Annotated in this window: 21 protein-coding genes; 14 read left to right on the forward strand and 7 right to left on the reverse strand. The window is 59.8% G+C overall.

What is annotated here, in order from left to right; translation table 11 throughout:
• Both HY795_18120 and HY795_18125 read left to right on the forward strand, forming a co-directional pair.
• Entirely contained in the window at positions 1-588 is a 588-nt protein-coding gene (locus HY795_18120; protein MBI4807136.1) for an indolepyruvate oxidoreductase subunit beta, read from the forward strand.
• Positions 589-601: 13 nt separating this feature from the next.
• Entirely contained in the window at positions 602-2,158 is a 1,557-nt protein-coding gene (locus HY795_18125) for a sigma-54-dependent Fis family transcriptional regulator (protein ID MBI4807137.1), read from the forward strand.
• 76 nt (positions 2,159-2,234) lie between these two features.
• Here HY795_18125 and HY795_18130 read toward each other — a convergent pair whose 3' ends face one another.
• On the reverse strand, positions 2,235-2,912 hold the full coding sequence (locus tag HY795_18130; GenBank protein ID MBI4807138.1) for a type 1 glutamine amidotransferase domain-containing protein: 678 nt from the start codon (positions 2,910-2,912) through the stop codon (positions 2,235-2,237).
• Positions 2,913-3,140: 228 nt separating this feature from the next.
• On the opposite strand from HY795_18130, the gene HY795_18135 reads away from it, so the two are divergent.
• A complete protein-coding gene (locus tag HY795_18135; GenBank protein MBI4807139.1) occupies positions 3,141-3,521 on the forward strand; it encodes a hypothetical protein in 381 nt (126 codons plus the stop codon).
• Positions 3,522-3,641: 120 nt separating this feature from the next.
• On the opposite strand, the gene HY795_18140 is transcribed toward HY795_18135, so the two are convergent.
• A complete protein-coding gene (locus HY795_18140; protein MBI4807140.1) occupies positions 3,642-3,956 on the reverse strand; it encodes a hypothetical protein in 315 nt (104 codons plus the stop codon).
• A gap of 403 nt (positions 3,957-4,359) precedes the next feature.
• On the opposite strand from HY795_18140, the gene hisH reads away from it, so the two are divergent.
• Positions 4,360-5,001, forward strand: coding sequence for an imidazole glycerol phosphate synthase subunit HisH (gene hisH / locus HY795_18145; GenBank protein ID MBI4807141.1), 642 nt, complete (start codon positions 4,360-4,362; stop codon positions 4,999-5,001).
• On the forward strand, positions 4,991-5,770 hold the full coding sequence (hisF, locus tag HY795_18150) for an imidazole glycerol phosphate synthase subunit HisF (protein MBI4807142.1): 780 nt from the start codon (positions 4,991-4,993) through the stop codon (positions 5,768-5,770). Before hisH ends, hisF begins: the two co-directional genes overlap by 11 nt.
• Before the next feature lie 239 nt (positions 5,771-6,009).
• Here hisF and HY795_18155 read toward each other — a convergent pair whose 3' ends face one another.
• Positions 6,010-8,295 carry a cysteine synthase gene (locus HY795_18155; protein MBI4807143.1) on the reverse strand — a complete coding sequence of 762 codons (2,286 nt, stop codon included), beginning with the start codon at positions 8,293-8,295 and terminating at the stop codon, positions 6,010-6,012.
• 58 nt (positions 8,296-8,353) lie between these two features.
• On the opposite strand from HY795_18155, the gene HY795_18160 reads away from it, so the two are divergent.
• Together HY795_18160 and HY795_18165 are read left to right on the forward strand one after the other, a co-directional pair.
• Positions 8,354-10,138: a DUF115 domain-containing protein gene (locus tag HY795_18160; protein ID MBI4807144.1), complete on the forward strand. Its 1,785-nt coding sequence runs from the start codon at positions 8,354-8,356 to the stop codon at positions 10,136-10,138.
• A gap of 343 nt (positions 10,139-10,481) precedes the next feature.
• A complete protein-coding gene (locus HY795_18165; GenBank protein MBI4807145.1) occupies positions 10,482-11,849 on the forward strand; it encodes a B12-binding domain-containing radical SAM protein in 1,368 nt (455 codons plus the stop codon).
• 88 nt (positions 11,850-11,937) lie between these two features.
• Here HY795_18165 and HY795_18170 read toward each other — a convergent pair whose 3' ends face one another.
• Complete coding sequence (locus HY795_18170; GenBank protein ID MBI4807146.1) at positions 11,938-12,657, reverse strand: Smr/MutS family protein; 720 nt, start codon at positions 12,655-12,657, stop codon at positions 11,938-11,940.
• 268 nt (positions 12,658-12,925) lie between these two features.
• On the opposite strand from HY795_18170, the gene HY795_18175 reads away from it, so the two are divergent.
• From HY795_18175 to HY795_18190, 4 genes are all read left to right on the forward strand, one after another.
• Positions 12,926-13,900, forward strand: a complete 975-nt coding sequence (locus HY795_18175; GenBank protein MBI4807147.1) for a J domain-containing protein — start codon at positions 12,926-12,928, stop codon at positions 13,898-13,900.
• 15 nt (positions 13,901-13,915) lie between these two features.
• The gene (locus tag HY795_18180) at positions 13,916-14,233 is read left to right on the forward strand and encodes a chaperone modulator CbpM (GenBank protein ID MBI4807148.1); all 318 of its coding nucleotides are present in this window, start codon (positions 13,916-13,918) and stop codon (positions 14,231-14,233) included.
• A gap of 244 nt (positions 14,234-14,477) precedes the next feature.
• The gene (gene clpB, locus HY795_18185) at positions 14,478-17,081 is read left to right on the forward strand and encodes an ATP-dependent chaperone ClpB (GenBank protein ID MBI4807149.1); all 2,604 of its coding nucleotides are present in this window, start codon (positions 14,478-14,480) and stop codon (positions 17,079-17,081) included.
• Between the two features lie 189 nt (positions 17,082-17,270).
• Entirely contained in the window at positions 17,271-18,038 is a 768-nt protein-coding gene (locus tag HY795_18190) for a GGDEF domain-containing protein (protein MBI4807150.1), read from the forward strand.
• A gap of 31 nt (positions 18,039-18,069) precedes the next feature.
• Here HY795_18190 and HY795_18195 read toward each other — a convergent pair whose 3' ends face one another.
• The 3 genes from HY795_18195 to HY795_18205 all read right to left on the reverse strand — a co-directional run bounded on the left by HY795_18195 (position 18,070) and on the right by HY795_18205 (position 21,190).
• The gene (locus tag HY795_18195) at positions 18,070-19,182 is read right to left on the reverse strand and encodes a hypothetical protein (GenBank protein ID MBI4807151.1); all 1,113 of its coding nucleotides are present in this window, start codon (positions 19,180-19,182) and stop codon (positions 18,070-18,072) included.
• 129 nt (positions 19,183-19,311) lie between these two features.
• Complete coding sequence (locus HY795_18200) at positions 19,312-20,040, reverse strand: HD domain-containing protein (GenBank protein MBI4807152.1); 729 nt, start codon at positions 20,038-20,040, stop codon at positions 19,312-19,314.
• Between the two features lie 163 nt (positions 20,041-20,203).
• A complete protein-coding gene (locus tag HY795_18205; GenBank protein MBI4807153.1) occupies positions 20,204-21,190 on the reverse strand; it encodes a polysaccharide deacetylase family protein in 987 nt (328 codons plus the stop codon).
• A 100-nt stretch (positions 21,191-21,290) separates the two neighbouring features.
• Here HY795_18205 and HY795_18210 point away from each other — a divergent pair, with 100 nt between their 5' ends.
• The 3 genes from HY795_18210 (at position 21,291) to HY795_18220 (ending at position 24,224) form a co-directional block, all read left to right on the forward strand.
• Positions 21,291-22,406 carry an aminotransferase class I/II-fold pyridoxal phosphate-dependent enzyme gene (locus tag HY795_18210; GenBank protein MBI4807154.1) on the forward strand — a complete coding sequence of 372 codons (1,116 nt, stop codon included), beginning with the start codon at positions 21,291-21,293 and terminating at the stop codon, positions 22,404-22,406.
• A 235-nt stretch (positions 22,407-22,641) separates the two neighbouring features.
• Complete coding sequence (locus HY795_18215) at positions 22,642-23,379, forward strand: basic amino acid ABC transporter substrate-binding protein (GenBank protein ID MBI4807155.1); 738 nt, start codon at positions 22,642-22,644, stop codon at positions 23,377-23,379.
• Positions 23,380-23,432: 53 nt separating this feature from the next.
• Positions 23,433-24,224, forward strand: coding sequence for an amino acid ABC transporter permease (locus HY795_18220; protein MBI4807156.1), 792 nt, complete (start codon positions 23,433-23,435; stop codon positions 24,222-24,224).
• Positions 24,225-24,231 lie beyond the last annotated feature (7 nt).

The raw sequence follows: 24,231 nt of genomic DNA on the forward strand, positions 1-24,231 counted from the left end.
ATGCAGCGCGCACGTATATTCTTCACCGGGGTGGGCGGCCAGGGAACCTTGACCGCCACCAAGCTCGTGTCGCTTACCGCCTTGGACGAAGGCCTGCCGGTAACATCCGGAGAGATCCACGGCATGGCCCAGCGTGGCGGCGTGGTGGAATCCACCGTTCTCATCGGCTATTTGAGCCCCAAAATCACTCATGGCGAAGCCGACGTCCTGCTTGGCTTCGAACTCCTGGAGACCTTGCGGGCCCTGTGCTATCTGAAACCGGGCGGAAAGCTCATCAGCAATTCCGAGTCATTGCCTCCCCTTTCGGTGGCAACGGGCAAGGCAAGCTACCCCGCGCTGGACGACGTTCGCGCCAAGGCGCAGGCCGTGGCTTCCCAGGCGCTGTTTCTGCCGTGCCGGACACTGGCCGAGGAGGCTGGAGCCGCACAGAGCGCCAACACCGTGCTTCTGGGAGCCGCTTGCGCGGTAAAGGCCCTGCCGTTTGGCATGGACGCCCTGGAGCGTTCGGTGCGCAAGTACTTGAAGCCCGCGCTGGCGGAGGTGAACCTCAAAGCCCTGGAGCTCGGCGCCAAAGCAGTCCTCGGCTGATCGGGAGTCTCGTATGAATGTCTTCTCTTCCGGCGAGAGCCTGTCGCAAAAGTTCCTCACCGCTCTGAGAGCCTTGCTCGACGAATCCGTTCCTTCGCGGCCCGCCAGGGACTGCCTGGACGTCATGCTGGCGAGGCTCGTTGAGACGATGAACTACCACAGGGTGTATCTTGAGCTTTTGGACGTGCCGCTCAAGAATCTGCGCCTGTCGCTTTCGCGCGGGCAGGAAGCCTTCTTCGGCACCCCCCAGGGTCCCGGCCCCATTGTCATCGGCCAGACCCTGGCCACGCGCCAGTCGGTCATCATCGAGAACATGGCCGACCATCCCGACTTCTACGGCCGCCCGGCCGGAGAGCTCGAGAACCTGGCCTTCATCTGCGTCCCGGTCGTGGTGCCCGGCCAGAAGTATTCGGGCCAGAGCATCGCCATGGGCGCGCTCTGTGCCGACGTCGCCAAAGCCCCGCCGGTCTTTCTGGAGCGCCAGAGGGATTTCATGATGGCCGCCGGCGGCGTTTTCGCCCTGACGGCGGAGCGTCTGCGCGACGAATTGGTCAAGCCCCGGGCCAAAGCCAAGCCCGAACCCGAGGCCGTGGCCGAGGCCCAGATCAAGCACAAGGTTGTGGCTGTTTCCAAAAGCATGCGGCTTGTGCTCAGGCAGATCGACCAGGCCGCCCAGAACGACTCGCCCGTGCTCTTGCGCGGCGAGGAAGGCACAGGCAAGGAATACCTGGCCAAGGCCCTCCACGGCCAGAGTTCCAGGCGCAAGCGCACGTTCCATCGCCTGGTCTGCTCGGCCGAGCCGCCGGATGCCATCTTCCGGGCCACGTTCGGAATTCAAAAAGGCGAGGCCTCAAGCTCCACCCAGTCCAAGCGCGGGGCGCTGGAACTGGCCCAGGGCGGCACCCTTTATATCGAAGACGTTGAGGAAATGACCCAGGAGACCCAGCAGGGCCTCTTGCGTTTCCTTCAGGACGGGGTTGCCCACCGCATCGGCTCCGACCAGCCCATCCCCCTGGATGTGCGCGTCATCGCCTCCAGCCGGGCCAATCTGGAAGACCTGGTGAACAGCGGGGATTTCCTGGAAGACCTCTACTACGCCCTCTCGGTCGTCACCATTTACGTCCCGCCGCTGCGCGACAGGGCTGGCGACGTGCTCCCTCTGGCCGAATACTTTCTGGAGGAATTCGCCGCCACCGAGAGCAGGGAATTCAAGCGCATCTCCACGCCTGCAATAGACCTCATCAGCCAGTACCACTGGCCGGACAACGTTCGCGAGCTGCGCTCCTGCATGGAGCGGGCCTTCGACCAGTCCGAAGACGGCGTGATCAGGGCCTACCATCTGCCCCCGACCCTGCAGACCGCCGAAAGCTCCAACACCGAGGCCACCCTCTCCTTTGGCGAAGCAGTGGACCAGTTCGAGAAGGAGCTTTTGATCGAGGCCCTGAAGAAGGCCAAAGGCAACATGTTCCAGGCTGCCAAGGATCTTCGCGAGAGCTACCGCATCATCAACTACAAGGTGAAGAAGCACAACATCGACCCCAAGCGGTTCACCCCGGGCAAACGCCGCTAGAACTCCCCCAAACAACACATGCCGTGGACGCGTTGCAGACGCATCCACGGCCTTTTCTTTTTTTAAGTAGTCTGAGTTAGGCGAGAAGCTTCAGCAGCAGCCTGGCGGCCGCCTCGGAGGACGCCGGGTTCTGCCCGGTAACCAGGTTGCCGTCCGCCACGGCGTACGGCTGGAAGTTGGCCGCGCTCTCGAACTTGGCCCCATTGGCCGTCAACTCGTCTTCAATACTGAAAGGCACCACCTGAGAGAGCCCCACGGCCTGTTCCTCGCTGTTGGTGAAACCCGTGACCGCCTTGCCAGACACCAGGGGAGACCCGTCTGCCTTCCTTGGGCGGCGAAGCACGGCCGGGCCATGGCACACCGCGCCCACGGGCTTTCCCTTGGCGTAAAAGGCCTCGATGAGCGCTATGGAGTCCTTGTTCTCGGCCAGATCCCAAAGCGGGCCGTGCCCGCCGGGATAGAACACCGCGTCGAAACCCTCGGCTGAAACTCCGGCGAGTTTCACCGTGGAGGACAGCGCCGCCTGGGCCTCAGGATCGTCCAGAAAGCGCCTGGCCGTGTCCGTCATGGCTTCGGGAACAACGCTCCCGGGGTCCACCGGAGGCCGTCCTCCCTTGGGCGAAGCCAGAACAACGTCCGCGCCCGCCTGCCTGAACACGTAATACGGAGCGGCCAGCTCTTCCAGCCAGAAGCCCGTCTTTCGCCCGGTGTCCGCCAACTTGTCGTGGGAGGTGACCACCATCAGTATATTCATCGGCACTCCTCGATTGTTAACGAACAGGGGGAAATTTCTAGTCTAATAGCTACGCTTTTTCCAAGACGAGATCAAGGTCACGGGCCGTTCTCCACGCACAGATGGCTCAGTATTCCACATTACCCTCTTCGTCATTTCACGAAACCGGTTTGACCGTTCGCCGCAATATGCTATCCTTCAGGCATGTGTCAGAGCCGACCGTTGAGCTGCGGCGGCAAGGAGGAGCAGATGACCCGTCAGATTTCCTTCACCCGTCTTGAGCAAACCGTGGCGCCAGGATTCAGGGAGCGAATGGACAGGGCAGAGTCCACGGAGGATGTGCGTAAGTTTTTTGCGGAGATGGCTTCCACCCTTCTCTCCGACGCCCTGGGCAAGCCCGGGGCGGTTCGATTTGAAGATGTGGCCCTGGCTCCGGACGTACCAAATGGATACACGATCTCAGCAGCCGTGCTTGAAGTGCCTGCATTCAGGGAAACCTGGGAGGGATCCGACCTGTCCCGCATCGTCGCCACATTGGCGCGAAGCGCTGTGAACCGCTACGCCCACCTGGACAAGAACCAACTCAAAACCGAAGCGAAGATATTCCATCACAAGCAAGGAAAACGATAGCCTGACCACCTCGTATCAACTGAAACGGCCGGGTGAGCGATCCCCCGGCCATTTGTTCTTGTTTAAATAGGCTCGCGTATTTCGCTACGTCACATCATAATTCGATGTATTGTCAACTCGCTACTGGCAATAGGACATGGCCCGGCAGATGGCATCCAAGCCCTCTCCCTTGGCACGCCGGTCCTTGAGGGCCTGTATGAACTTGGGGCCCATGGCCGCGTAGAACTTCACGCAGGCATCGCGGTCACCAGGGGGCAGGAGCGAACACTGCTTGCTCGCGTCCACCACAATGTTCTGCCCGTCACCTGCGGAAGCCTCCACCAATCCGAGAACGAGCTGACAGGCTGTACATTCCATGTAGCCTCCGCTTTGGGCCATAGCCGCGCTCGCCGTGCATGCGGTCAGGACGACCGACAGAAGCAAAGTCTTTATCATCAAATGACCTCCAGTTTACTTGGGGTTCCACCCCAAACCCCGGCAGGGCGCCGCCCTGCACCCGCCAGGGGGATGATCCCCCTGGACCCTCAATGCTTCGCATGAACCACGGCTGGCCGGTGATTCACGCGTAGCCGAAAGGGATTCCAAAGGGCGACGACAATTCCGCAGGACAGCGGAATTAGGCGCTGCTTGCAGCGCCCGCAGGGCGAGGGCCAGGACGGCCCGAGTCAACCTTTGGCGGGAGAGTCCAGAGAGGGCGGCGCCCTCTCTGGCCGCCGGAGGCTTCCCTCTCCAACAGCCAAAGCGGCCAGACACTAGGCAAGGCGTCTCCAAAACTCAAGACGCCCGGCCCCTTGCCTCCGCCAGGAAATTCTACTAGCAACCGCGCACGGAGGAAGCCATGCTCGCCATTCTCGACTACAAGGCCGGCAACCAGACATCGGTCCGCCGCGCCCTGGATTATCTTGGAATCCCCTGCCAAATCACCGCAGACCCCGATACCCTGCTCAAGGCAAACGGCGTCATCTTTCCCGGCGTGGGCGCGGCCGGTCAGGCCATGGACGAACTGACCAGCACGGGCCTGGACGATGTGCTGCGCTCCATCGTGGATTCGAAAAAGCCCCTTCTGGGCATCTGCGTGGGCTGCCAGATACTCCTGGATTACTCCGAGGAGAATGACACCAAAGCCCTGGGCATCGTTCCCGGCGAGTGCGCCATGTTCAACCGGGCCCTCACCGAAGAGGACGGCCAGCCCATCCGCATCCCCCACATGGGCTGGAACAAGGTGGCGCTCACCAAGCCCTGCGAGCTGTTCGACGGCGTAGACGCGGACTCCGAATTCTATTTCGTGCACAGCTACTACCCGGTTCCCAAAGCCCAGTTCGTGCTCGGCACCACCTTCTACGGCATGAATTTCTGCTCCCTGCACGGCCGTCCCGGCTTGTGGGCCGTCCAGTTCCACCCGGAAAAATCCGGCCGCCCCGGGCTTCGGCTCTTATCGAATTTCGCCAAATATTGCGGGGAGGTGTCCAATGCTCAGTAAGCGCGTCATCCCCTGCCTGGACGTCCGCGACGGCAAGCTCACCAAGGGCGTGAAGTTTTTGGGCAACGTGGACATCGGCGACCCGGTGGAAACCGCCAAGGCCTACTACGAGCAAGGCGCGGACGAGATCGTGTTCTACGACATCACCGCCTCTTCCGAGGGCCGGGGCATCATGCTCAAGGTGGTGGAAAAAGTCGCCTCCAAGATATTCATTCCCTTTTCCGTGGGCGGCGGCATCTCCACAGTGGAAGACATGCGGGCCGTTCTCATGGCCGGGGCGGAGAAGATCTCCGTGAACTCCGCTGCCGTGAAAACACCTGACATCATAAGCGAGGGCGCGGCCGCCTTCGGATCGCAATGTGTGGTGGTGGGCATGGACGTGCTCAATGTGGGCGTGAGCGAACAGATTCCCTCCGGCTACGAGATCGTCATCCACGGCGGCCGCAAGAAGATGGGCCTGGACGCCATCGAATGGGCCAAGACCGTGGAGGCCCTGGGCGCGGGCGAGCTCTGCGTGAACTCCATCGACGCAGACGGCACCAAGGCCGGATACGAACTGAAACTCACGCGCATGATAAGCGAAGCCGTGACCATCCCGGTGATCGCCTCGGGCGGGGCCGGATCGCCCAAGCACATGCTGGACGCCCTGACCGAGGGCAAAGCCAGCGCCGCGCTCATCGCGTCCATCGTTCACTACGGCGAGTACACTATCACCCAGCTGAAAGAGTACTTGAACGGTGAGGGCGTGAAGATGCGCATGGTCTGGTAAGCTGGCCCCGGCGCTAACGATAATACAAAAGGCCCGGCGCGTGTCCGGGCCTTTTTCTTTGCCACTGTGACAAGCCAGAGAGAATAAGAAAGCCTCCGGCGGCCAAAGGGCCACTGGCCCTTTGGAATCCCTTATAGCTTCGCGGGCCTGATGACCGGTTCCCGGTCATCAGGCCCGCGAAGCATATTGAGGGTCCAGGGGGATCATCCCCCTGGCGGGTGCAGGGCAGCGCCCTGCTCTTAATACCTTGCTTTATACAATCTCATGCCGGCCGGGGTGTCCTCGGCCTTGAGTCCAAGAGCTTCTATCTCGGCGCGCAATTCGTCGGCCAGCTTGAAATCCTTGGCAGCCCGAGCTTTCTCCCGCTTTTCCGCCAGATCCACAGCCTGGCTTGGCCAGTTGGCCCGAGCCAGGGGAAGCTGGGAATCGTCCAAAATGCCAAGCACCGTGTCCACGGCCTTGAGCCCTTCCAGATAGGCGGCGGCATCGGCGGCGGAGGCCTTCTTGCCTGACGCGCTTGCATTGGCCTTGCGGCAGTAGGCGAAGAGCTTGGGCCAGAAGTGGTGAAGGCCAAGGTCGTCGTCCAGGGCGGCGTCAAGCTCCCGGCGTAAATCTTCCACGGCTGCCGAGGCTTCGGCGGAAGCCTGCTCCGCGCCCAGGGCGGTGTGCGAGAGGTTGGCCGCGGCGTCGCGCACCTTGCGCCAGTTGGCCGCCCACATGGCCAGGGTCTTTTCCGTGGCGTCCAGGGGTCTGCGGTAGTGCACGGAGAGAAGCCACAGCCGGGCGGCGTGGAAGCCTCCCACACGCTGGGCGATGCCCTCCAGACCAGGCTCACCTTCAGGGCCGCGCACCGAACCGCTGGTGAGCCAGGCTTCGGGTTTGACGCCCCCGGCCAGACTCCAGATGGCCCGGAGGTTCTCCAAGTGCGGGAACAGGTGGCCTTCCCCGGCCAGGACCACGGAAAGGCGCGACAGTCCGCCAAGCGCACAGACGGCCATCTGGAGGAACCAGCTCGGCCGGACGGCGCCCCACTCTGTCTGAACCACCTGGCCGAGCTTCAGATCCTGGAGGCTGACCCTTTTCAGCAGGGTGAAGTCCTGCGGATTGTCCTTGAGGTACGCGGCCAGGTCCACGGTCTTTCCCAGGGCCAGTTTGCCCAGGTTCGCATGGGAAAGGCCGCCGTAGCCCTTGTCGCGGGCCACGTCGAAATACACGGACCGAAGCTTCTCGTAGCACAACCCCTTGCGCATGAGCGAGCGGGTCAATTCCAGCATGCGCTCAAGGTCATTCGAAGCCATGGGGAACGAGACAGTGGCGCCCAGCTTGGCGGCCAGGCCGGCAAGCTCCCGGGTGGCCTGCTCAACGTAGGCTTCACGGCTGAGCTTTGCCGTACGCGCGGCGGCCAGGGCCCGGTCGTCCATATCGGCCAGCCCGGCCGCCACCTGGGCGTCCAGGCCGCGTGAACGGGCATGTCGGGCCAAAACGTCAAGAAGAACGATGCGCCGCCAGGACTCGGCGTCTCCCGTGGCGTCCAGGCTGGGGCCCAGGGTGTAGAGCCCGGCAGGACCCGGAAGCAGGTGAACCTGCTTGCCGTCCGCTATCGAGCGTAAGCGTACGCCCTTGGTCTCCGGCGTGGCGAAAAGTTCGGTGGAGAGATAGCGCTCGCCGCCGTCGGGAAGGATAACCACCACCACGCCGGATTCCAGTTCGGAGCACAGGCGAACGGCCGCGGCCACGGCCGCCCCGCCGCTCATGCCGGCCAGGATGCCCTCCTGGCGGGCCAGCCTGCGGGCCATCTCAAAGGCCTCCTCGTCCTCCACGCGCACCACGGCGCCCAATTCGCGCTTGTCGTAAATGCCCGGAGGATACGACTCCTGCATGTTTTTCAGGCCCTGGATGCGGTGGCCGGGCCTTGGCTCCACCGCCACGACTTTGACGGCCGGATTCAATTCCTTGAGTCTTTTGGCAATGCCCATGGCCGTGCCGGAGGTGCCGAGCGTGGCCACCACGTGGGTCACGGCTCCGTCGGTCTGATCCCAGATTTCCTGCCCTGTTCCCTGATAGTGGGCGGCTATGCTGGCGGGATTATTGAACTGATCCATGAGCACGTATTGTTCGGGATGCTCCCGGGCCAAGCGGTAGGCCTCTTCTATGGCGCCGTCGGTGCCCAAATGGCCGGGGGTGAGCAGGAGTTCGGCCCCGTAGGCGCGCATGATGCGCTTGCGCTCCTCGGAGGCGGAAGCGGGCATGACCAGCGTCAGCTTGAGGCCTTTCACGGCGCAGACCATGGCCAGGCCGATGCCGGTGTTGCCGGAGGTGGCCTCGATGACGGTCTTGTCCGGCGTGAGTTCGCCCGACTGGGTGGCCGCGTCGATCATGGCCAGGGCGACTCTATCCTTGATGGACCCGCCCACGTTCTTGGCTTCCAGCTTGGCTGAGAGCGCAACCTTGGGATTGGGGTTCAACCTGTTGATTAAGACTAAAGGTGTGTAACCTATCAGGGAGAGGATATCCGGATGTGCCATGCCCCTGGGGTTTAGGGGAAAGATTCGCAACTGGCAAGAAACTTGCTTACCGTCCGGCATGAACCTCCACCAGTACCTCACCGCCAACCTGGAGACCCTGGCCGCACGCAAGGAACCAGTGGCCTCCTGGCTGGCCCACGCCGTCAAGGACATCGAGGGCGCACTCTCGCGCATCTTCGTCAATTCCATGGGCATTCTGGATTGGCGCATGGACGACGGGTCCGGCCTCATCGAAAGGTGCCCGCCCCTGCCGGTGCTCTACGACGACTGGAGGACGGTAAAGCAGCCCGAGCGCGACGCCACGGTCATCGTGGGCGTGAATCTGGGGTACGGACTCAACCATGTGCTGACCGGAACACCGGATTCGCACAAGGTGATCGTTATCGAGCCCAGGGCGGACATGCTCCTGGCCTGCCTGGGCCAGACGGACTACCGCCCGTACCTGGAGGCCGGAAAGCTCCGCTTTGTGGTGCCCGACCACGACCAGGTGGAAAACGCGGTGCAGCGTTTGGACCTCAACCTGGTCTACGGCAGCATTCACTTGAGAAACGACGTGGTTTGCCAGCAGATTGGCCCGGAATACGCTCAGTTGAGCCAGCTCACCCGGGGCAAGCTGGAGAACTTCTCGGTGGAGCTGGCCACCCTGCGCTTAAAGCAGGAAGTCATGGTGGGCAACGAACTCAAGAACTACGCCGACGCCATGAACAACGGCAGCCTGCAGCCCTTAAAGGACATGGCCCAGGGCGCCACCGCCGTCATCCTCGGCGCGGGGCCATCCCTGGCCGATACCGGCCCGAAACTGGCCGAACGGCCCGGCCACGCCATCTACGCCAGCGCGTTGCAGACCTTGCCCGCCCTGGAGCGGGTGGGCCTAAAGCCCGACATCTGCCTGGCCATCGACTTCAGGCCCGAGATGATGCAGCTCTACGACAACATCCAGGACATGTCCTGGCTGAAAGACCTGCCCCTTATCTATTCCACCAAGCTCGACCCGGAAGTGGTCAAGCATTATCCCGGACCCAAGATCCCCTTGTGGACCATGGGCGGCATCGGCACCTACGTGTTCCACGAGCATGAACTGGTCCTGGACGCTGGCGGCAACGTGGGCGTCACCCTGGCGCGTTTTCTCTCCTGGTGCGGAGTAAGCCGCATCGTCCTGGCCGGGCAGGATTTCTCCTGGCCAGCCGACAGGACACACGCTCCCGGCCACCACGCCCACCAGCACGTTCAAAGTTTCGACCCCATGCGGGACGTGCAGCTCACCAACCTGTGGGGCAAGACCATCTACTCCAACGTCGGCTACCTGTCGGCCATGCGCGACCTGGAGAAGGACCTGCGCAAGGCCCAGGTTCCTGTGTACAACATCTACGGCGGCGGTGTGGAGATCGAGGGCAGCCGGGTGGTGGACGTGGAGGAATGCCACCAGAGAGGACTTCTCGCCTCGCAGCCCGGAGCCAAGGAGCGTTTCCTGGCGGCCATCCGCCGGGCCAACCAGCCCCGCATGCGCCCGGTCTACCAGGCCAGATTCAACAACTGGAATTCGTCGCTAAGAAACGCCACCCGGCATCTTGAGAAATTCCTGAAAAAGCCGGGCAAGCACCAGGGCGAGATAAAGAACCTGTTGAACAGGGTTCTTCACTTCCTCAAGCAGGACCCGCTGTATCTGCCCTACCTGTACAACGAGGTGATGGACATGGCGGCCATGGTGAACTGCCGGTCCAAGTACGTGCCCATGGACATGAAGGAGTACCGGGACATTTTGAAGCGCGCCCTGGGCAAGGTGAAGGAGATCGACCAGACCCTTGGCCCGGACGGACTTCAGAAGAGGGAAGCGGCGGCCTGACTGACGGATTGAAAGGCTTGCGTAATATCAAAGGCCGCGCCGATTGGCGCGGTCATTTTTTGATGCTGGACAAATTCCAAACGTTCTGCCATTTGTAACTTCTTTACTCATAATCGTTTGCGATTGTTCTTATCGAACATGATTTTTCTGCACTGGTGAGCCAGCTAAAAGGCAAGGTTACTTTTTGCCGCCAACTATTGACATAAATTCTTATACAGCAGAAGCAAGCATAACGATATAAGAAAACATACAGCGATAATTATCTGTAAACATGAATATACACTTTGTCAATATCGATAGGATTGGGTTACCCCGCATTGGGGTAGCATGTCTCATTGCCTCATTGAAACAGAAAGGCTTCTCGGTGTCCTTGTCTCATGCATGTGATGGGATTGAAAGAACTACGAATATCATAAGAAGAGTAAGACCTAGCATTATTGCATATAGTATTATGACTGGAGAACATCTCGCTGCCTTAGAATTCAATAGAAATCTAAAAACACATCACAAATTCATTTCTGTTTTTGGCGGGCCACATGCCACGTTTTCCCCAGATTTAATTGATGACCCTGACTGTGATTCTGTATGTGTTGGAGAGGGGGATTTGGCATTTCCTGACTTCTCCCTTAGAGTTAAATGCGATGATGACTACTGGAACACGCCAAATTTTATAGTACGTTACCAAGGAACAATATATAAAAACGACCCTAGGCCGCTCGTGGAAGACCTCGATGCGCTGCCCATTCCAGACAACGATTTGATCTTTGAGGACGACAAATTACTGCGCAATGACACCTCTAAATCATTTTTCACATCCCGCGGATGTCCTTATAAGTGTACCTATTGTTTCAACAACAAATACAATGCGATCTACAAGAACAAAGGTTGCATCATACGTTACAAATCCCCAGAAAGGGTTATTGCCGAGATCGCAGCAACAAAAAAACGATACCCTCTAGATTTTGTGGGATTTGCCGACGATTCCTTTCTTTCAAAACCATCAGACTGGATCGACAATTTTTGCAGACTATATAAGCAAGAGATTGGGCTGCCTTTCTCCTGCAATGTCCGAGCTAACCTTATTAAAAAAGAGACCCTGGCAAAACTTCACGAGGCCGGACTATACGTTGTCTGGATGGGTGTTGAATGTGGCGACGAAAAAATAGCAAACGAAATTCTTTTACGGAACATCTCAAATAAACAGATCATAAATGCAACAGAGACAATCAAAAGCATCGGCATTAAACTTATTACACAAAACCTCACTGGACTGCCAATCAATAACAGCTTCGAGACAGATCTGCGCACAATCGACCTAAACATACAAATACAACCTGATTTTGCATGGTCGTCTATACTTTATCCATATTCAGGAACACCAATTGCTGACTACGCCAAAGAACATGGATTTCTTACACTAGAGATGGAATCAACGGGTACAAACAAACGTATTTCTACTCTCAAATTTCCTTCTGCTGACAAGAAAAAGATAGAGAACCTCCACAAACTGTTTGGCCTGATTGTCAACTTCCCGATACTGAGAAGGTATGCCCCTATTCTTTCAAAAATGCCCTTTTCCAAGCTCTACCTGATGATTTTTTATGCCTGGTATGGATATTGTCTTAAGATAAAAACGCGGCCTAACGCAAACGCTTTCAAAGAAACCATGAGGAATATTGGCCTTTTTTTCAGGATGGTAAATTTAAAGTGAGCCTCGTACTAATACAATCGAGCTTTTCATAAAGTAATAACAATCAATAAAACTAAATAAATCTTACTTACAATCAAATGCAAGTGCGCTAATCATCCCCCCAGAGATTTTCCCACTTGATCTTGCCTTCCGTCTTCTTGCGCTGCCTGAGCAACACATAGATCGCCCCTGCCCCGCCGTGGCGCGGCTGGGCCGTGCAGAAGGCCATCACCACCCGTTTCAGGGGGTCCCTGGTCAGCCAGGACTTCAGCTCCTCCTTGAGCACCGGCATCCCCCCGGGTGAGTTGATGCCGCGCCCCGGTATGAGAAGGATGCAGCGCTTGCCCTGGAAGTACTTTTCCCGGGTGAAGTGCAGAAGCGAGTCGTAAGCCTGCTCCGCATTGAGCCCGTGCAGATCCAGATGCGCCTCCGGGCTGTACTGCCCGGCTTTGAGCTGGCGAAATATCTTCTGGTCGATTCCCTTGATGAAGCCCTGGACGTATTCCTCGGTATACTCCAGCTCGAATTCCACCTTGCCTGACACCAGGTCGCGGAGCATGCCCCTGGCCTCGGCGTCCGGGTCGGCAGGGGCGAGCACGGCTGGCTTGGCCTTGGCGACGATCTGGCGGCCGGTGTCGGCCTTGTTCATGCGGTTCACGCCGGACATGGCCTGGGCGAAAAGGTCGCCCTCGTCCAGCGTGGCCGGTTCGTCCGCGATAGACTGTTTGGGCGCCGGCTTTTTTACGAACGCCGGAGCCTTTGGCTTCTCTTTCTTGAGCTTTAAGCCCTTGAGCTTGTCGAAGGGATTGTTGAAGTCGTCTTTGGGCATGCCGGGGTGCTAGCCTGACTTGAGGGCGATTGCAACGCATCACCCGCTTCAGACATTCTCCCAAAGCTTTTCAGAGGAAGCATCCTCCCCTAAAGGCTCGTCCCCCCAGGCAAGGTTTCCAGCCAGTGAAAACCCTGTTCCGTCCCTTGCCCAATCATGTATACTGCCAAAAACGAACACTTAACTATCCGAACCCCTTGACGGTTTAAGCAGCCGCCTTATTATGTAAACTTGCCGAGGGACGTACACGTCCGCAAAGGATAACCACGTGGAATACAAAGACTACTACAAGCTCCTCGAGGTCAAGCGAGATGCCTCTCAGGACGAAATCTCCAAGGCTTTCAAAAAGTTGGCCAGGAAGTGCCACCCTGACTTGAATCCCGGCGACTGCAAGGCCGAGGGCAAGTTCAAGGACATAAACGAAGCCTACGAGGTGCTGCGCGACCCTGAAAAACGAAAGATGTACGACACCCTGGGGCCCAACTGGCAGCATGGCCAGAACTTCCAGCCTCCTCCGGGCTACGAGAACGTCCGGTTCAACTTCGGAGGCGGGGGCGGACCGCACGACATGGGCGGCTTCTCAGACTTCTTCCAGACCATCTTCGGCGGGTCCGGAGGGATGGGCGGCTTTGGCGGCGGTCCCGGTTTCGGCCAGGGCGGAGGCTTTCAGCGCAGGCCCTCGCGCGGCCAGGATGTTGAGGCGAGCCTGGAGCTCACCCTGGAAGAAGCCTACCAGGGCGGCTCCAAGGCCATCACCCTGCAGGAGGAGGCCATCGCCCCGGACGGGCGGCCCTACCTGAAGCCCAAGACCCTTTCAGTGAACATTCCGGCCGGCATGCGCGACGGAGGCAAGATCCGCCTGGCTGGCCAGGGAGCACAGGGCTTCGGCGGCGGACCGACGGGCGACCTGTACTTGCGCATCACCATCCGGCCGCATTCGCGCTTCAAGCTCGAAGACGTGAACGTGGTGGTGGATGTCCCGGTATCGCCCTGGGAGGCGGCGCTCGGTGCAACCGTGCGCGTGCCGACCCTGGACGGTGAGATCGAGATGACCATCCCGCCGGGAATCGGCTCGGGGCGCAAGCTGCGCATCCGGGGAAAAGGGCTCAACGGCAAGGCCGGGCGCGGCGACCAGCTGGCGCGTATCATGGTCCAGGTTCCCAAGACCCTTTCCGACGAGGAACGTTCCCTCTGGGAAAAACTGGCCAAGGCTTCGGACTTCAACCCGCGCGAACACCACTAGGACACGGAGGCCAGCATGGTAGACATCACCGTCATCACCGGCTCGGACCTGCCCATGAAGTCCGAACTGATCGCCTGGGCGCAGTTCATGGAATTGACCGACCTGCACCCCTCCTTCGTGGGTGAACTGATCGAGCTTGGCTGGCTGTGCCCGCAGCGCACCGTTGGCAGCGAATACCTGTTCAGGCATCGCGACGTGTACCGGGTGAAGAAACTCTCCAGGCTCTGCCACGACCTGGACATAAACACCGTGGGCAGCTCCATCATTGTGGATCTGCTGGAACGCATCGAAACGCTGGAACAGCGCGTCCGCGATCTGGAAAGATTGATATAAGAGATGGGGCTTCGCCCCATGCCCCAGCAGGGCTCCGCCCTGCACCCGCCAGGGGGATGATCCCCCTGGACCCTCAGTTGCTTCGCGGTTTTCACCGGCAAGCCGGTGAAAACCGCGAAGCGATAGGGGATTTCAAAGGGCGGCGGCCCTTTGGCGGGAGAGTCCAGAGAGGGCGGCGCCCTCTCTGGCCGCCGGAGGCCTCCTAAGGCCTCAAATACTACACACCGCGCCTTAAGGAGACGTTATGGACCTCAACAAGTTCACCCAGAAATCCCAGGAAGCCATAAGCCAGGCCCAGGCCGTGGCTGTGCGCCTAGGGCATCAGCAGATAGACGCCGGGCACCTCATGCTTTCGCTCGTGCAGCAGGAGCAGGGCCTTGTTCCGCGCCTTTTGGAGCGCGCCGGATACGACGTTCGGGCCTACGAACGCAGCCTGGAGGACGAACTGGGCAAAATGCCCAGGGTGTCCGGCCCCGGTTCCCAGCCAGGCCAGGTCTACGTCACCCCCAGGGTGAACGAGGTGTTGGTGGCAGCCAGCGAACTGGCCAAGTCCATGAAGGACGAATACGTTTCCGTGGAACACCTGTTCCTTTCGCTTCTGGACGAGCCGCCCTCCTCGCCCCTGGGCAAGGTGAACAAGCACTTCGGCCTGACCAAGGAGAAGATCCTTGGCGTGCTCACCGACGTGCGCGGCTCCCAGCGCGTCACCTCGGCCAATCCCGAAGACACTTACGAGGCTTTAAAGAAATACGGCCGCGACCTGGTGGACGAAGCCAAGAAGGGCAAACTCGACCCGGTGATCGGGCGCGACGAGGAGATCAGGCGCTGCGTCCGCATCCTGTCGCGGCGAACCAAGAATAACCCGGTGCTCATCGGCGAGGCTGGCGTTGGCAAGACGGCCATCGTGGAAGGCCTGGCCCAGCGCATCGTGAAAAAGGACGTGCCCGAGGGACTCAAGGAAAAGACCCTGTTCGCCCTGGACATGGGCGCGCTCATCGCCGGTGCGAAATACCGGGGCGAATTCGAGGAGCGCCTGAAGGCCGTGCTCAAGGAAGTGCAGTCTTCCGAAGGGCGCATCATCCTCTTTATCGACGAGCTGCACACCATCGTGGGCGCTGGCAAGGCCGAAGGGGCCATGGACGCGGGCAACCTCTTGAAGCCCATGCTGGCTCGCGGCGAACTGCACTGCATCGGCGCCACCACCATCGACGAGTACCGCAAGTACATCGAGAAGGACCCGGCCCTGGAGCGCCGCTTCCAGCCTGTGCTGGTGGACGAGCCGACACTGGAGGACACCATCTCCATATTGCGCGGCCTGCGCGAGCGTTTCGAGGTGCACCACGGCGTGCGCATCGCGGACGCGGCCCTGGTGGAGGCCTCGGTTCTCTCGCACCGCTACCTGCCGGACCGCCAGCTCCCGGACAAGGCCATAGATTTGATCGACGAAGCCGCGGCCATGATCCGCACCGAGATAGATTCTCTGCCCACGGAGCTGGACACCATCAACCGGCGCATCATGCAGCTGGAGATCGAACAGGCCGCGCTCACCCGGGAGACCGACAAGGCCTCCAAAGAGCGGCTGGAGAAGCTGCGCGAGGAACTGGCGGGCTTGAAGGAGGAGCAGACGGTGCTCCTCACCCAGTGGGACCGGGAGAAGAAGGCCATCGAGAGCCTGCGCAGCATCAAGGAAGGGATCGAGCACACCAAGCTCGAAATCGAAAACGCCGAGCGAGACTACGATCTCAACAAGGCGGCGGAACTGCGCTACGGCAAGCTGGCCCAGCTCGAAAACGAACTGAACAAGCGCGAGGCCGAGATCGACCAGGCTTCCGGCGGACAGCGCATGCTGAGAGAGGAAGTGGGCCCGGACGACGTGGCCCAGGTTATCTCCCGCTGGACCGGCATCCCGGTCACCAGGCTTCTGGAAACCGAGCGCGAAAAGCTCTTGCGCCTGCCCGAACAGCTGCACAACCGGGTTGTGGGCCAGGACGAGGCCGTCACCGCCGTGGCTGACGCCGTGCTGCGGGCCAGGGCCGGGCTCAAGGACCCCAAGCGCCCCATCGGGTCGTTTATTTTCCTTGGCCCCACAGGCGTGGGCAAGACGGAACTGTGCAAGACCCTGGCCGAGTCGCTCTTCGACACAGAGGACAACATCGTGCGCCTGGACATGAGCGAGTACATGGAAAAACACACCGTGTCCCGGCTCATCGGTGCTCCCCCGGGCTACGTGGGTTATGACGAAGGCGGCCAGCTCACCGAGGCCGTGCGCCGCAAGCCATACTCCGTGGTGCTTTTCGACGAAATCGAAAAGGCACATCACGACGTGTTCAATGTGCTGCTCCAGGTGCTGGACGACGGGCGGTTGACGGACAGCCATGGCAAGACCGTGGATTTCAAGAACACCATCATCATCATGACCTCGAACCTGGGTTCCCAGTTCATGCTGGAGGGCATTCAGGAGGGCGGTGAATTCAAGCCAGGCACTGCCGACAAGGTCATGGAGACCCTGCGCGGCCATTTCCGGCCGGAGTTCCTGAACAGGGTGGACGAGGTGGTGCTCTTTAAGCCGCTGCTCAAGGACCAGATAACCAAGATCATCGAGCTCATGCTCACGGGGCTCAGGGCGCGTCTCATCGAGCGCAAGATAACGCTTACGCTCTCGGACGCCGCCAAGTCCTTCATCGTCGATGCGGCCTACGATCCGGTGTATGGCGCCCGGCCCCTGCACCGCTACATCCAGGCCCACATCGAAACCCCGCTGGCCAGGAAGCTTATCGGCGGCGAGATTATCGACGGGCAGGATGTCACGATTGATGTGCGAGACGGTGCGCTCGCATTCACAGCTTAGTATCCGCGAAATAGATCCCAAAATCCGGCCGCGACCGCATCGTTTGGAACGAATGTGGTCGCGGCCGACTTATTTTTTAACGTCTTGAAAAAGAGGGAACACCAGCTCGATGATTTCTCCATTCCCCACTTGTAATTTTAGAATGAATGAATAATCAGGTATGATTCTCCTTAACAGTGGTAATTCACCGTGATCGACAGTGTGCCTTTTTTCATCCCTCCGAAACGGAAGCATAGACGCGTCCGGGCGCTTCAAGGCGTCTTCCTGGCCGTCTTCGCCCCCCTGGGCTGGATAGCGATCAAAGCCGCCCTGGGCATTCCGCCGCTTCAGCTTGTTAGCGAGAATGCCGGTCTTTTCGCATACATGTTCCTGGGAACCATGGGGGCCTTCGGCTGCTTCGGCTGGCTTTTGGGCAGGGAAGAGGAACGGCTTTCACGGCTGGCCATGCTCGATGAGCTCACCGGACTTCCCAACAGCCGGATGTTCGACCAGCGTATGGGAGAATGTGTTCAGGCAAGCCGCAGAAGCGGAAAGCCGCTCTGCCTTCTGCTCCTGGACATGGACCGGTTCAAGACCATAAACGACACCTTCGGACATCCCGCAGGCGACATGGCACTGCGGACCGCCGCCACCGCCATCCGGGCATCCATCAGGGTATCCGACGTGGCTGCGCGGGTTGGGGGGGAAGAATTCGCGGTGATTCTCCCGGACACAGCCCCTGCCGAGGCGACCAAAGTCGCCGAGCGGGTGCTGGCCGGAATACGCGAAGCCAGGCTCCTTCTGACCGATGGAAGCCAGGTGAAGCTCACCGCTTCAGTAGGATTGGCGGGAGGCACCGTGTCCGGAGAAGACTCTTCCTTCGGCCTTATCGCCGAGGCCGACAAGGCGCTTTACAAGGCCAAGAACGCGGGCCGCGACTGCCTGGCCGTGTCCACTGGCTCCCGCCTCACCGGCTAGCTTCCAAGCCTTTTCCAGGATGCGGGAAGGCTCAGAGCTTAACCACGAGATTCCTGCGGCTCATGACCATGGCCACCACTGTCAAAGCCGCGGTCAACCCCACCGCCCAGGCCACCGAGGCCAGATACCTGTTCCCGATGAATCCGAACAACCCGTCGAACAGCCAGTAATGAAGGCTTTTCCCGGAGAAAACTGTCCCGGGAAGCGTTGTGACGTAGAGCACCTTGGTCAATATCTGGGACGCCACATAGAGAAACAGGGCGTTTTTCCCAAGGGCGAGGAACGGGGCCGTCCAGGCGCCTGGCGTTTTGCCGTCCAGGACAAGGTGGGCCATGGCCAGCAGCATGAGCCCGAAACCTCCGACAAAAAGCACGAAGGAGCTGGTGGTGATGAGTTTGTTTATGGGAAACCACTCGTCCCATACCAGACCGAGCACGTGCAGAGTCAGGCCAAAGGCGAACACAGCCCAAGGACTGAGCCCTTTTCCGGACTTGATCCAGCGGCCGGCCAAAACCCCGAACAAAGCCAGCGAGATGCACGGAAGGGTGCTCAACAACCCCTCGGGGTCCCAGGTCGTATCGTATTCCCAGATATGACCCCGCAAGAGCATCTGGTCCAGCCAGCCTTCGAGATTGTACTCCGTGTCCAGGCTCGGACGGCCTAGTCCCGGCACAGGCACGAAGGCCCAGAGGAGCCAGTACCCCACAAGAATGATCAGGGCCACGGATGCCACTCCCCGCCAATCCAGGATCGAATGCAGCCACAGCGAGGCCAGGTAGACCAAGGCTATGCGTTGCAGCACTCCCGGAATCCTCAGCGACTCCAGGTCGAAAAAGGGAAACCCGTTCACGAAGAGCCCGAGAGCGAACAGGATAGCCGCTCTTCTGAAGGCCCGGAGCCAAATGCCGCTCTTCATGACAGACTGATTATCCCGGGGGACCGCCAGGGCCACGGACACTCCGACCAGAAACAAAAAGAAGGGGAAAATAAAATCAACCGCGGTCCAACCGTGCCACCTGGCGTGAATAAGCTCCCTGTAGACGTGCCAGGTATCTCCTGGATTGTTGGCGATGATCATGAACGCCACGGTGAGTCCACGCAAAAAATCCACGGAAACAACACGGGCACCACTTTTTACGACCATGACTGATCCTGTTAAATAAGCGCTTTCGAATAAGCAAGTGGTGAGCAAATATGCTTTGGTTACCCTTTCTCGAGGATCACCTTTTTAGAACGCCCGGGCAGCCGCAACGGCCTTCGCATGCGGATGGAATCAGCTTGTTTCCTCCAATGCTTGTGCGAAAGCTCGCGCCTGGGCTCGTGACGTTAGTCTCTCCTTGGGTGCCGAACCGCCAGAGTGACGCAACAGCACCTCGGCGAATTCATCGATGTTGCCAAGGAGGTCCCGGCAGATTTCCGGGTCGTACCATGAACCGGTGCACCGTTCGATCTCATGCAATGCTTCGCTGAGGCTCATGGGCTGTCGGTAGGCCCGGTGCTCGAGCATGGCCGCGAGGCTGTCGGCCACTGCGAGGATACGCCCGCCCAGCGGGATGTCCCTGCCTGAAAGTCCATGCGGGTAACCGCCGCCGTCAAAACGCTCGTGATGGGACAGCACCATGTCCACCACGCCGTGCCTGGCGGAAAAGAGTTCGATGGGCCTTAGGATCTCGGCGCCGATTTTGGGATGCTCCCTTATGAGAGCCCATTCGCTCCGGTCCAATTTCGCGGGCTTCAGGAAGATGTTGTCTGGGATGCCGATCTTTCCTATGTCGTGCAGGTGACCGGCGATGTGAACCAGGTCCGTCTGCTTGGCTGAAAGACCGTGGGCCAAAGCCAGTACTGTGGCGAAATCGGCCGTGAGGGCCGAATGCTCGAACAGGCGGCTGTCCTTGGCGTCCACCGCCCGTCCGAGGGTTTCAGCTATCTGATGGACCGTTGCGGTCAACTGGCCGCACCGGTAGGTGCCACGGCACTCTTCTAACGCACAAAGAAGCTTCATGAATCCTTCTCCCTGTTTGGCTCCAGCTCAATATCGATATTGATATTCAAAATCAATATTTTTCAGGCCGCACCGTGGGAGGAAAGCTTGGAACAGCTAAAAATGGGTGGAAAAAGAACGGCGTTCCCGTGGGACTGCCCAGGGAAGCTTACGAAACCGGCGCTTATTGTTTTGAACGTGGGTGCACGGTGCCGTCGCCGAAGATAGAATCGTACACGGCGGTATCTCCCGGGCGGGAATCGAAGCATTCCTGGGACGTCTGGGCCGCTCCGGATTCCAGGAGCCGGCTCACTGTGACGAAACGGTACCCTTTGGCCCGAAGCGAGGGGATGATGATGCGCAAGGACTCGGCTGTGCCATGGCCGTTGCCGTTGGCGTGCCCCAGCACGATGGAACCCGGCCTCACGCCTTTTTCAACCGTGGCCGCATTTTCGGCGCCAGTGCGGGATTTCGAGGCGTCCATGGTGTTCACGTCCCACTGAACAGCGGCCAGCCCCATCTCGGCCAGCATGTTCAAGGCCTCCGGCCTGCATCTCCCATAGGGGAAACGGAACACGCGGATGCTTGGCGGGACGCGGGCATCCATCCCGGTCACTCCGCGCTCCGCAGCCAGGCGAATCAGGTCTTCCCGAACCAACTCGTATTGCGCCTGAGCCCAGGCGATCTGCTCGCGCATGCGGGTGGCGTCCAGCACGCCGAAGTTGCCGTGGGTCCAGGCATGATTGCCAACTTCGAAAAGCGGATCGGCCACAAGCTGCATGGCCCTCTCCGGGTGCGAGCGCAACCACTTGCCACTGGCGAAGAACGTGGCGGGAACGCCTTCGGATCGCAGGATATCGACGACGGCCCCGTCGTACCCGGCACGCTGGTCAGAGAGTTCACAGAGGTCGAAGGTCAGGGCCACGAGCTTCTCGCCCTTGGTGTCCACCCGCCTTATCGAGCCGCGAAGCTGCGCGGGGAGCGGAGCCGGCTGGACAGAAGGAACCGTCCTGGCAGGCGTAGTGAGATCTGGCGGATGGAGACCGCCGGACCGGCGCTCTTCGGGGCGTCCGGCAAGCTCCGACGCAGTCCACAGTTCGGCGGCAAAGGCGCATGGGGCCAGAACAGACAGGACGGCGAAAATGACTATACCGATTCGTATGGACATCATTTTTGGGAAATAGCCTGAGCGAGCTGTTGAGGCAAGCGGTTGCACGAGAGTCGTCCCCTTGATATCATTCACAAATCCACACCATCATCCCGGAGCCTGCATGCATCTTCCGCCTTTTCGCCTGGAACGCTACTTCGCCCAGCACGAGTTCAACGCCCCGTACCTGCTCTGCGTTTCGGATTGCCAGTCCATGACCATCGGAGAACTCCTTGCCCTGGAGCCAGGCTCCAGGGATGAATTCGAGAGCCTGCAGCTCGGCTATACCGAGGCGCCAGGCGGCAAGGCTTTGCGGGAGCAGATCGCTGCCCTCTACGAGGGTTTCGATCCTCAGGACGTGCTCGTTCACGTGGGCGCGGAGGAAGCCATCTTCACTTTCGCCACCGCGTGCCTGAACTCCGGAGACGAAGTGATCGTCCAGACGCCCTGCTACCAGTCGCTCTACCAGGTGGCCGAGTCCCGAGGCTGCAGGGTGATCCCCTGGGTCTGCCGCGAAGAAGACGGCTGGGTACCGGACCTGGACGAACTGGCCCGGCTTGTGAATCGAAACACCAAGGCCGTGTTCATCAATTCCCCGCACAACCCCACGGGCTCCTGCCTGACATCCAAGGCTATGGACGGCATTGTCGAGATCGTAGCCCGCGCCGGGTGCCTGCTTTTTTCCGACGAGGTCTATCGTTTCCTGGAATATGATGAAAAACAAGCGCCCCGCCCGGCCTGTGAGCTTTATGACAGGGCCGTCTCCCTTGGAGTGATGTCCAAGTCTCTCGGTCTGGCAGGCCTTCGGGTGGGATGGGCCGCATGCAGGGATAAGAGCATACTTGACGCCATGTCCGGCGTGAAGGACTACACCACCATCTGCGGCAGCGCCCCGAGCGAATTCCTCGCCGCCCTGGCTCTTCGCCGCAAGGACGCCATCCTGGCTCGAATCCGCGAGCTTACCCTGGACAACCTTTCTCTCTTGGGACCCTTCATGGCCCGCCACGCCGGCATGTTCGCCTGGGCAAAGCCCAAGGCGGGCCCCATCGCCTTTCCCCGCCTGGCCTCCGGGGAGGATTCGGAACCCTTCTGCAAGCGGGTTCTCGAAGAATCAGGCGTGCTGCTCCTGCCTGGAAGGCTCTATGGTGAAGAATGGAAGGCCCACTTCAGGGTGGGATTCGGCAGGAAAAGCTTCGCCGAGGGACTCGATGAGCTCGAAGCATTTTTGCGCACATGCTGAGTGGGTGCATATAAAGTATCCCTCGGAGGTCAAAATTTCCCCTTATTAATAAATTTTACAACGATGATAGCTGGTTAACCACACACTCGCTATGTTCCTTCCGTTTGAATTCTCTTGAATTTTTGATGGAATGTGGCAAGTGTGTTCGGTCGCGTGACGAACGTGACAGAGTTTTTTACGCGGGCCAACCAGAGCCCGCGCTCCTTTTGGCAACATCCCAACCACGGAGAGAAACATGCGCAGAATCGTCGTCCTGGCCGCCCTGATGCTCACCCTGCTCGCCCAGTCCGCCTGGGCCAAGACCATCATCTTTGCCTCCGACGCCACCTGGCCGCCCATGGAGTTCGTCGGTCCCGACAAGGAGCTCACCGGCTTCGCCATCGACTACATGAAGGCCGCCGGCAAAGAGGCCGGGTTCACCCCCGAATTCAAGGCCACCGCCTGGGACGGCATCTTCGCCGGCCTGGCCGCCAACAAGTACGACGCCATCTGTTCCTCCGTGTCCATCACCGACGAACGCAAGAACGCCATGGACTTCTCCACCCCCTACTTCAAGGTGCGCCAGGCCCTGGTGGTTCCCGCGGACTCCAAGGTCAAAAGCGCCGCCGAGATGAAGGGCAAGACCCTGGGCGCCCAGATCTCCACCACCGGCCACTTCGCGGTGAAGAAGATGGATGGAATCAAAGACAAGTCCTACGATGAAGTGGGTCTGGCCATCGAAGACCTGTACAACGGCCGCATCGACGGCGTTGTCTGCGACGATCCCGTGGCCGCCCAGTACGCCCTGCAGACCGAGAAGTACAAGGGCAAGCTCAAGATCGCCTGCATCATCGAAACCGGCGAGGACGAGTTCTACGGCATCGCCGTGAAGAAAGGCGACAAGGAAAACCTGGCCCTCATCAACAAGGGCATCGAGGCCGTGAAAGCCAAGGGCATCGAGAAAGAGCTCATGAAAAAGTGGATCGGCCAGTAGACCTGTAACTTCTTTCGGGGAGGGCGGCATTGCCCTCCCCTTCTTTTTATCCCATGCAGACAAAACCGCCCGCCCCAGTAATCGAACAGCACGACGGCCCGGCCATCCCCCGCAAGTCCGACCGGGGGCTCGTCTCGGCCTGGTGGCTCTCCCTGGCTGCCTCCGTTGGCACGCTTCTCTACCTGGTACTGGTGGAAAAGGGCGCCTACTTAAGGCTTATCAAATTCGTTCCGGACGGGGTGCTGATAACCTTCCAGGTGACGATTTTCTCCCTCATCCTGGCCCTTTTCATCGGCCTGTTGACCGGTCTTGGCCGGGTATCTCGCAACCGCTGGATCAATCTCATCGCCTCCACCTATGTGGAAATCATCCGAGGCATCCCGCTTCTGGTGCAGCTTTTCTACATCTACTACGCCCTGGGCAGGTTCGTTCGCGTTCCGGACATGGTTGCCGCGGTAATCGCCATGGCCGTATGCTACGGCGCCTACCTTGGTGAAATTTTCCGCGCCGGCATCCTGGCCATCGACAAAGGCCAGACCGAAGCCGCCCGCTCCCTTGGATTCAGCCGCGCCCAGACCATGCGCTATGTCATCCTGCCCCAGGCCATGCGCATCATCCTGCCGCCGGTGGGCAACGAATTCATCATGCTCCTAAAGGACACCTCCCTGGTCTCCATTCTGGCCGTGGCCGACCTCTTGCGCCGGGGCCGCGAATTCGCTTCCGAGACGTTCATGTATTTCGAGACCTACACGGTGGTGGCGCTCATCTACCTGATCATCACCCTGCTCTTGTCCAAGATGGTGTCCAAGCTGGAAGAGAGGCTTTCCTACTATGTCCGCAAGTAATACCGCC

It is taken from the genome of Desulfovibrio sp. (assembly GCA_016208105.1).
Classification (GTDB): Bacteria; Desulfobacterota; Desulfovibrionia; order Desulfovibrionales; family Desulfovibrionaceae; genus Fundidesulfovibrio.